General features: G+C 47.7%; 7 protein-coding genes. All 7 read left to right on the forward strand.

Annotation, left to right across the window (positions count from 1 at the left end; all coding sequences use genetic code 11):
• The first annotated feature begins 171 nt into the window (after nt 1-171).
• The 7 genes from T360_RS0104885 (at nt 172) to uvrA (ending at nt 9,578) form a co-directional block, all read left to right on the forward strand.
• Entirely contained in the window at nt 172-1,863 is a 1,692-nt protein-coding gene (locus tag T360_RS0104885; RefSeq protein WP_028911780.1) for a putative transporter, read from the forward strand.
• A 90-nt stretch (nt 1,864-1,953) separates the two neighbouring features.
• Complete coding sequence (locus T360_RS0104890) at nt 1,954-2,979, forward strand: OadG family transporter subunit (protein ID WP_028911781.1); 1,026 nt, start codon at nt 1,954-1,956, stop codon at nt 2,977-2,979.
• Nucleotides 2,980-2,985: 6 nt separating this feature from the next.
• Nucleotides 2,986-3,438, forward strand: a complete 453-nt coding sequence (locus T360_RS0104895; RefSeq protein ID WP_028911782.1) for a biotin/lipoyl-containing protein — start codon at nt 2,986-2,988, stop codon at nt 3,436-3,438.
• 23 nt (nt 3,439-3,461) lie between these two features.
• Nucleotides 3,462-4,619, forward strand: a complete 1,158-nt coding sequence (locus T360_RS0104900) for a sodium ion-translocating decarboxylase subunit beta (protein WP_013065095.1) — start codon at nt 3,462-3,464, stop codon at nt 4,617-4,619.
• On the forward strand, nt 4,616-5,209 hold the full coding sequence (locus T360_RS0104905) for a response regulator transcription factor (RefSeq protein WP_028911783.1): 594 nt from the start codon (nt 4,616-4,618) through the stop codon (nt 5,207-5,209). Before T360_RS0104900 ends, T360_RS0104905 begins: the two co-directional genes overlap by 4 nt.
• A gap of 112 nt (nt 5,210-5,321) precedes the next feature.
• The gene (locus tag T360_RS0104910; protein WP_028911784.1) at nt 5,322-6,761 is read left to right on the forward strand and encodes a tagaturonate reductase; all 1,440 of its coding nucleotides are present in this window, start codon (nt 5,322-5,324) and stop codon (nt 6,759-6,761) included.
• 6 nt (nt 6,762-6,767) lie between these two features.
• A complete protein-coding gene (gene uvrA / locus T360_RS0104915; RefSeq protein ID WP_028911785.1) occupies nt 6,768-9,578 on the forward strand; it encodes an excinuclease ABC subunit UvrA in 2,811 nt (936 codons plus the stop codon).
• The last annotated feature ends 16 nt before the right edge of the window (nt 9,579-9,594 follow it).

Consider the following 9,594-nt stretch of genomic DNA (forward strand, 5'->3'; position numbering starts at 1 on the left):
ACAAAGTTACAACTTTTTTGCACAAAACATCATTTTGAAGTGTGAAAGAAATAAAAAAACACTATTTATGCGAAATTTGATGCACAAAAATGATAAAGATGAGCATTTTTTAACTACCTTTGCACCGAAATTTGAGAAATTTTAAAGAATAGGTATTATTTAGAATTATTTATGGAATCATTTCAGTGGTTAAGTGACCTTTTTACGACGACAGACTCGGTAGCACATATTGCGCTGCTCTATGCTATTGTGATAGCAATTGGAGTCTATTTAGGAAAAATTAAGTTTTTTGGAGTATCATTAGGAGTAACCTTTGTTTTGTTTGCCGGAATCCTTGCTGGACACATCGGCTTTACCGCTCCAACTCCCATTCTTACATTCGTACAGGATTTCGGACTGATCCTATTTGTATTTATGATTGGTCTGCAGGTTGGTCCTGGATTCTTTGAGAGTTTTGGCACACAGGGCATCAAACTTAACGCAGTGGCTGCAACAGCCATCCTGCTCAACATCCTCGTGATGTTTGGATGCTACTACATCTTCTTCGACACCAGCAACATCAACAATCTGCCTATGATGGTTGGTACGCTGTATGGTGCTGTAACTAACACGCCAGGACTTGGTGCTGCCAACGAAGCCCTTACAACAGTTTTCGGCAGCAATGCTCCACAGATTGCATCGGCCTATGCCTGTGCCTACCCACTCGGTGTGCTCGGCATTATCGGCGCTATTATATTAGTAAGGTACATCTGCAAGGTTAAGCTCGACAACGAGGAAAAGCAGCTTGAGGCTCTCGACGAGACCAACGCCAACAAGAAGCCATACAAGATGCACCTCGAAGTAACCAACAAGTATCTTGAGGGCAAGACCCTGCTTCAGGTTCACGACTTCTTGAATCGCGACTTTGTAGTATCTCGTCTGGTTTCTAACGGAGAACTTTGCATACCTAACCGCGACACCATCTTCCACTTAGGCGACCAGATGCTGATTGTATGTGCCGAGGCCGACCAGGAGGCTATCACCGCCTTCATCGGACCAAAACTCGACATCGACTTTGAGCAGCAGGATCAGCCAATGGTATCTAAGCGTATCGTCATCACCAATCCAAAGGTGAACGGTAAGACACTGGCTTCGCTCCACTTCTCAAGTGTACATGGTGTAAACGTTACTCGCGTCACCCGTCATGGCATGGACATCTTCGCTTCTCCCACACTGCCCCTGCAGGTTGGCGACCGCATTATGGTAGTTGGTCCTGAGGACGCTGTAGATCGTGTGGCAGGAAAAATGGGTAACTCTATCCGCCGTCTGGATGCACCTAACATCGCTACTATCTTCGTAGGCATCTTCATTGGTCTTATCTTTGGTATGTTCCCATTGGCCATCCCAGGCATGCCTGTTCCCGTGAAGTTAGGTTTGGCAGGTGGTCCACTTATTATCGCCATTCTCATCGGCCGATACGGTTATAAGATACATCTGGTAACCTATACCACCACTTCGGCTAACATGATGTTACGCGAAATTGGACTGGTGCTCTTCTTGGCATCTGTAGGTATCAAGGCTGGTGCAGGATTCTTTGAGACAGTAGTTCAGGGCGACGGTCTGCTCTATGTGCTCACAGGTTTCCTGATTACTATTATTCCTATCCTGATTGTAGGTCCTATCGCCCGCTTGAAGTTTGGTTTCAACTACTTTACTCTGGCAGGTATGATAGCTGGTACCTATACCGATCCCCCCGCACTGGCTTATGCTAACAGCATCTGCTCTAAAGAAGCTCCTGCTCTGGGCTACTCAACAGTTTATCCGCTGGCGATGTTCCTACGCATCTTTACAGCCCAGATAGTAGTACTCTTCTTCTGCGGCTAATTCCGCAGCCAACTAGGAATACTAGTAAAACTAGTAATACTAGATTATCTAGAATTATCTAGAAACAATATAATAATACACCAACTAAAAATGAAGAAAACCAAAATCCTGCTCAGCGGACTATTGCTGGCTGGCACCACGGCGATGATGGCTCAAGGAGCCAAGAACATTCGCATTAACGAGGTGCTGACCAACAATAGCGCCAGCATCCAGGATGACTACGGACAGAACCACGCATGGATAGAGTTGGAGAACACCTCGTTCACTACCTATAACGTGCGTGGTATGTATTTTACTACTGACCGCTCCGTACTCAATCCCAAAATGAGTGTGCCTGAACGTATCAAGCGCATGAGTGTCATCCCCAGTGGCGACCCTCGTACGCAGATAGGCGGGCGCCAGCATCTGATCTTCTATTGCAACTCTAACCCAACACAGAGTAAGTTGCATCTCTCACTCAACGTCCCCATGTCGGAGCCTATCTGGCTGGGATTCTACAATGGTAATGCCACAGAACTTATCGACTCAGTCACCATCCCAGCATTGGCTGCTGATCAGAGCTATGCCCGACAGAATGCCAAGGCATGGGCTGTAAAATCGGCTGAGAACGTAACACCAGGCATTGAGAACTTCATTAAGACCGATGAGACAAAAGACGCTTATCTGAAGCGCGAAGACCCACATGGCTTCGGCATTACCCTGCTAGCCATGGGCATCGTATTCTTCTGTCTGTTAGTGCTCTTTTTGTTCTTCTGGATTTTCGGACTTGTGATGCGTAATATCGAGATGGCGAAGAAAGTGGCCAACACCCAACCCATCAAGCCCATCACCAAAACTGTCGAAGTTACCCACGATCTGGCTCATGCCACAGGTAACATTCTGCAGGATGGTCTGAAAACCAAGGGTATAGACAAGGAGGTTTACATCGCCGTCATCTCTATGGCTTTGAAGCAGTATCAAGACGATGTTCACGATGTAGAGAGTGGTATCATCACTATCAAAGCCCGTGAAACGGGATGGGCCGACGAAGGCAGTCAGATGACGCACTTCTCAAAACCCATTATTCCCACATCACACAATGCACCTAAAATCCCAACAACCCCAGAAATACGATAGAACATTATGAACAAGTATCAATATAAAGTACAAGGCGTTGATTACGACGTAGAGATAGAAGAAGTGGAGGGCAACGTAGCCAAAGTAGTAGTGAATGGCGTGCGTTTCGACGTAGAGTTGAAACAGCCCATCAACCCCACAAGCACCCTGAAGAAAGTACATGTAGAGGCCCCCAAAGTTGTGGCTCGTCCATCTGTAGCTCCAGCAGCTGCTCCAGCCGCCGCCGCGCCCGCAGCAGCAAGCACTGGTTCAGCCATCAAGGCCCCGCTGCCTGGTACCATCATTGATGTGAAGGTGAACGTAGGCGACACGGTAAAGCAGGGCGACGTGGTTCTGGTGCTCGAAGCAATGAAGATGCAGAACAACATCGAATCTGAGTACGCTGGCACCGTTACATCTATCACCGTGAAACAAGGTGAAAGCGTCATGGAAGGCTCTGTTCTACTCACCATAGGTTAGTTGACAATTGATAATTGATAATTATGGATTTAGGACAGTTTATCATACAGAACTTTCATGAGTTTCTTACCTATACCGCTTTTGCCAATGCGACGGTAGGAAATCTTATCATGATTGCCGTGGGAGCCTTCTTCATCTGGCTTGCCATCAAGAAAGACTTTGAGCCACTGCTTCTCGTCCCCATCGGACTAGGCATCATTCTTGGCAATATCCCCTTCCGTGCAGACGCAGGACTGGAGATTGGACTTTATGAGGACAACTCTGTGCTCAACATCTTCTACCAAGGTGTGCGCCAGGGTTGGTATCCACCACTTATTTTCCTGGGTATCGGTGCTATGACCGACTTTACAGCTCTGCTGGCCAACCCCAAGCTGATGCTGATTGGTGCCGCCGCCCAGTTCGGTATCTTTGGAGCTTATATGGTTGCACTGGCTATGGGTTTCGAGCCTTCGCAGGCTGCAGGTATCGCCATCATCGGTGGTGCCGATGGTCCTACTGCCATCTTCCTGAGTTCTAAACTCTCACCCAACCTGATGGGAGCCATCGCTGTTTGTGCTTATTCATACATGGCGTTGGTACCCGTTATCCAGCCATTCATCATGCGCCTGCTCACTACCGATAAGGAGCGCGTCATCAAGATGAAGCCAGGTAGAGAGGTATCGCAGACTGAGCGCATCCTGTTCCCTATCATCGGACTGCTGCTCACCACCTTCATCGTACCATCGGGCCTGCCCTTGCTGGGTATGCTGTTCTTTGGCAACCTGCTGAAGGAGAGTGGCAAGACCACCCGTTTGGCTAAGACTGCAGGTGCAGCACTCAACGATATCGTAGTGATGTTACTAGGTTTGACCGTTGGCTGCTCTACTCAGGCCAGTGAGTTTCTCACCTTTAACACCATCAAGATTTTCGCCTTAGGTGCCATGGCCTTTATGATTGCCACTGCATCGGGTGTATGCTTTGTTAAGCTGATGAACCTCTTCCTGCCTGAAGGCAAGAAACTGAACCCGCTGATTGGTAACGCCGGCGTAAGTGCCGTACCAATGGCAGCACGTATATCTAACAACCTCGGTCTGGAGTACGACCGTCACAACTTCTTGCTCATGCATGCCATGGGACCAAACGTAGCAGGTGTGATTGGATCGGCTGTAGCCGCTGGTGCATTATTAGGATTCTTATCATGAACAATAGACCCAAGATAGCTATCATCGACCCCAATACCCTCTCGGCATTGGGGTTGAAGGCTATTCTCCAGAATGTCATGCCTATCATGACAGTAGATGTATATGGATCGCTGACGGAGCTTGAAGCCAACGATCCCGACAGCTACTTCCACTATTTCACAGCGATGGCTGTGGTATTGGAGAATATGCCATTCTTCATAGAGCGCAAACGCAAAACCATCGTCCTGACACTATCACTCGACACCATGTCGCAGTTGTCAGAGTTCCATAGCCTATGCGTGAACGTACCAGAGAAAGAGTTGGTTCGTTCGTTGCTGATGCTTGAGCAGCATGCTCACGGTGGCGGCAAGAACATGCCTCCTATGCCAGCTATCTTGAATCAGAAAATCCTGTCTGATCGCGAAATCGAGGTGATGTCGCTGATTGCACAAGGATTAATCAATAAAGAAATCGCCGACAAACTGAACATCGGACTGGCAACTGTCATCACTCATCGCAAGAATATCATGGATAAACTGGGCTTCAAAAGCGTGTCAGCCCTCACCATTTATGCTGTGATGCATGGTTATGTTGACATCAACAAAATTTAGCGCAAAGGTTTTCGTGTTTTTTTATGCATTTCGGTTCTTTAAATTTGGAAGTATCACAAAATTCGTCTATCTTTGCAGTCGAAATGAGTAACAATTAAAACAATATTTAAAAATGAAACCACTAAACAAACAGTTTGCTCCTAAGAGCGTAATGCCTGAAAAGGTTATTCAGTTTGGCGAAGGAAACTTCCTCCGCGCTTTCGTTGATTGGATTATCTGGAACATGGACCAGAAGACCGATTTCAATGGTTCGGTTGTAGTTGTTCAGCCTATCGAGAAAGGTATGGTTGACTGGCTTAATGCTCAGGACTGTCTGTACCACGTAAATCTGCAGGGCCGCGAGAACGGTAAACCTGTAAACACATTGGAGCGAATTGATGTTATCAGCCGCGCGCTGAATCCATATACACAAAATGCCGCCTTCATGGCTTTGGCCGATCAGCCAGAGATTCGTTTCGTTATCTCAAATACCACTGAGGCTGGTATCGCTTTCGATCCTTCTTGCAAGCTCGAGGATGCACCTGCTAGCAGCTATCCCGGAAAGTTGGTTCAGCTGTTGTATCGCCGCTATCAGACTTTCAATGGCGACAAGACTAAAGGTCTTATCATCTTCCCATGTGAACTTATTTTCCTGAACGGACACGTTCTGAAGGATTGCATCTATAAGTATATTGAGCTGTGGAACCTTGGCGCCGACTTCAAGCAGTGGTTCGAAGAGGCATGTGGTGTTTATGCCACTCTCGTTGACCGCATTGTACCAGGATTCCCACGCAAAGAGATTGCAGAGATTCAGGAAAAGATTTCTTATCGTGATAATCTGGTTGTACAGGCCGAGAACTTCCACCTTTGGGTTATCGAGGCTCCAAAAGAAGTTGAAAAGGAGTTCCCTGCCGACAAAGCAGGTCTGCACGTACTGTTCGTACCTTCAGAGGAGCCCTACCACAAGCGTAAGGTTACCCTGCTCAATGGTCCTCACACCGTGCTGAGCCCTGTAGCATTCCTGAGTGGTGTTAACATTGTTCGTGATGCTTGCAACCATGAGGTTATCAGCCAATATATCCACAAAGTTCAGTTTGACGAGCTGATGCAGACCCTCGACCTGCCAATGGACGAGCTCGAGAAGTTTGCCGGCGACGTGCTGGAGCGTTTCGACAACCCATACGTTGACCACCAGGTTACCAGCATCATGCTTAATTCATTCCCCAAGTTCCAGGCTCGCGACCTGCCCGGTGTGAAGACCTATCTGGAGCGCAAAGGCGAGTTGCCTAAGGGATTGGTATTCGGTTTGGCTGCTATCATCACCTATTATAAGGGTGGCAAGCGCGAGGATGGTGTTGAGATCGTACCTAACGACGACCAGAAGATTATGGACCTGCTGAAGGAGCTCTGGGCAACAGGCGACACACAGAAGGTTACCGATGGTGTATTGGGTGCTGAATTCATCTGGCAGGAAGATTTGAATAAGATTCCTGGTCTGAACGCTATGGTGAAGCAGGATCTCGACCTCATTAAGAGCGTAGGCATGCTCGAGGCCGTGAAGAGTATTCTTTAATAATGAATGAGTGATTCAATAGAGATAAAAGGGGCAAGAGTCAATAACCTTAAGAATATTGACGTCAAGATACCCCGAAACCAATTTGTAGTGATTGCCGGAGTCAGTGGCTCCGGTAAATCATCTTTGGCCTTCGACACCTTGTATGCCGAAGGCCAACGCCGTTATGTAGAGAGTTTGTCGAGCTACGCCCGACAATTCCTTGGCAGAATGAACAAGCCAGAGTGTGACTTTATCCGTGGCATACCGCCTGCCATCGCTATCGAGCAGAAAGTGATATCACGCAATCCACGAAGCACTGTGGGCACCAGCACAGAGATTTACGAGTATCTGCGTCTGCTGTTTGCCCGCATCGGCCATACCTATTCACCCATTAGTGGTTGCGAGGTAAAGAAGCATTCTACCGAGGATGTGGTACAGAAGATGCTGGAGTTTTCTAAAGGAACAAGATTTGTGGTTATGGCACCCATCCATTTACGCGAAGGGCGCACCATGGAGCAGCAACTCAAGACCTACCAGCTAGAAGGCTATGCCCGCATTTACATGAATGGCGATTTCCAAAGAATCGATGATTATCTGGCTAGTAATCCTAGTCAGGCTAGCCAGGCTAGTGAGGCTAGCATCTACCTAGTCATCGACCGCCTATCGGTTGATGACAGCAAAGATGTTATCGCCCGACTGGTCGATTCTGCCGAGACGGCTTTCTATGAAGGTCACGGCGAATTGCGCTTGCTCTTCCCACCCACCATCTTCTACGATTTCTCTATGAAGTTCGAGGCCGATGGAATGACCTTCGAAGAGCCTACCGACCAGATGTTCTCATTCAACTCGCCAGCAGGCGCCTGCCCCGAATGCCAGGGATTTGGGAAAATTATTGGTATCGATGAGAAATTAGTGATACCCAATACAACCCTTTCTGTTTACGATGGTTGCGTGGTTTGTTGGCATGGTGATAAGATGAAGCAGTGGCAAGATTGGTTCTGTCGCAATGCCGCAAAAGACGATTTCCCCATCTTTGAACCATACATGAACCTCAGTCAGAAGCAAAAAGACTGGTTATGGCATGGTCTGCCATCCGACAATGGAAAGGCAGAGCGCCCCTGTATCGACAGTTTCTTCGAGATGGTGAAAGAGAACCAGTACAAAATACAATATCGTGTGATGCTGGCACGCTATCGTGGCAAGACTACTTGTCCGAAGTGTCATGGCACACGCTTGAAACCAGAAGCCGACTATGTAAAGATAGGTGGACGCAGTATCACCGATCTGGTTCAGATGCCAGTCATAAAAGTAAAGGAATGGTTCGAGCATCTGGAACTCGATGCCCACGATGCAGAAGTAGGTAAGCGACTGCTGGTAGAAATCAAAAGCCGCCTCCAATTCCTGTTGGATGTCGGTTTGGGCTATCTCACGCTTAACCGTCTCTCTAACACCCTTTCAGGTGGAGAGAGTCAGCGCATCAACCTCTGTACATCACTAGGCAGTTCGTTGGTTGGTTCATTGTATATTCTTGATGAGCCCAGCATCGGCTTGCACTCTAGAGATACCGACCGTTTGATTCATGTACTGAAGGAACTACAGTCGTTAGGCAATACCGTTGTAGTGGTTGAGCATGATGAGGAGATTATGCGCGCCGCCGACCATCTGATTGATATTGGTCCCGATGCAGGTCGCTTGGGTGGTGAGGTTGTTTTTGATGGCGATGCCAAGGAAGTAGAACCCGCCTCTCTCAAGAAGTGGCCCAAGAGTTATACGGTCAAATACCTGTTACACCAGGAAGAGATACCCGTACCAGCATCCCGACGCCCTTGGAACAGATTCATCACCATCAAAGGTGCACGCATGAACAACCTGAAAGGAATTGATGTAAAGATTCCTCTCAACGTGATGACTGTAGTAACAGGCGTTTCAGGTTCTGGCAAGTCCAGCCTCATCAAAGGTATTCTCTATCCTGCTATACGCAGGCGTCTGGGAGATGCTTGTGATGCGCCAGGCGAATATCTCGGACTTGACGGCGATATTGAAGCTATCAAGCACATTGAGTTTGTGGATCAGAACCCGATAGGTAAGAGTAGCCGTTCAAACCCTGCTACCTATGTAAAAGCCTACGATGCTATTCGTGAACTTTATGCTCAGCAGCCACTTGCCAAGCAGATGGGCTTTACCCCACAGTACTTCTCATTTAACGCTGATGGCGGTCGATGCGAAGAGTGTAAGGGAGCAGGTACCATTACTGTTGAGATGCAGTTTATGGCCGACTTGGTGTTGGAATGCGAAGCCTGTCATGGTCACCGATTCAAGAAAGAGATTCTGGATGTGAACTATCATGGCAAGAGTGTAGATGATGTATTAAATATGACCATCTCGGAAGCCATCACATTCTTCCAGGAAGGTGGTGAGACAACCATCGTGAAGCGCCTGAAGACACTTGAGGATGTTGGTTTGGGATACATTAAACTTGGTCAGAACTCATCATCGCTGTCAGGTGGTGAGAACCAGCGTGTAAAGCTGGCATACTTCATTGGTCAGGAGAAACAGGAGCCCACACTCTTTATCTTCGACGAGCCTACCACTGGTCTTCACTTCCACGACATCCAACGCCTGCTTAAAGCCTTCGAAGCGCTGATAGCAAGAGGTCACACCATCTTGATTATCGAGCATAATATGGAGGTAATAAAATGCGCCGACCACGTGATTGATTTAGGTCCTGACGGAGGCGACAAAGGTGGTAATCTGGTAGTAGCGGGCACACCTGAAGAGGTTGTAGCATGCAAAGGAAGTCTGACAGGTAAATACCTGAAAGAGAAACTGGAATAAAATAATATCAATAACT

It is taken from the genome of Prevotella sp. MA2016, from assembly GCF_000619825.1.
Taxonomy (GTDB): Bacteria; Bacteroidota; Bacteroidia; order Bacteroidales; family Bacteroidaceae; genus Prevotella.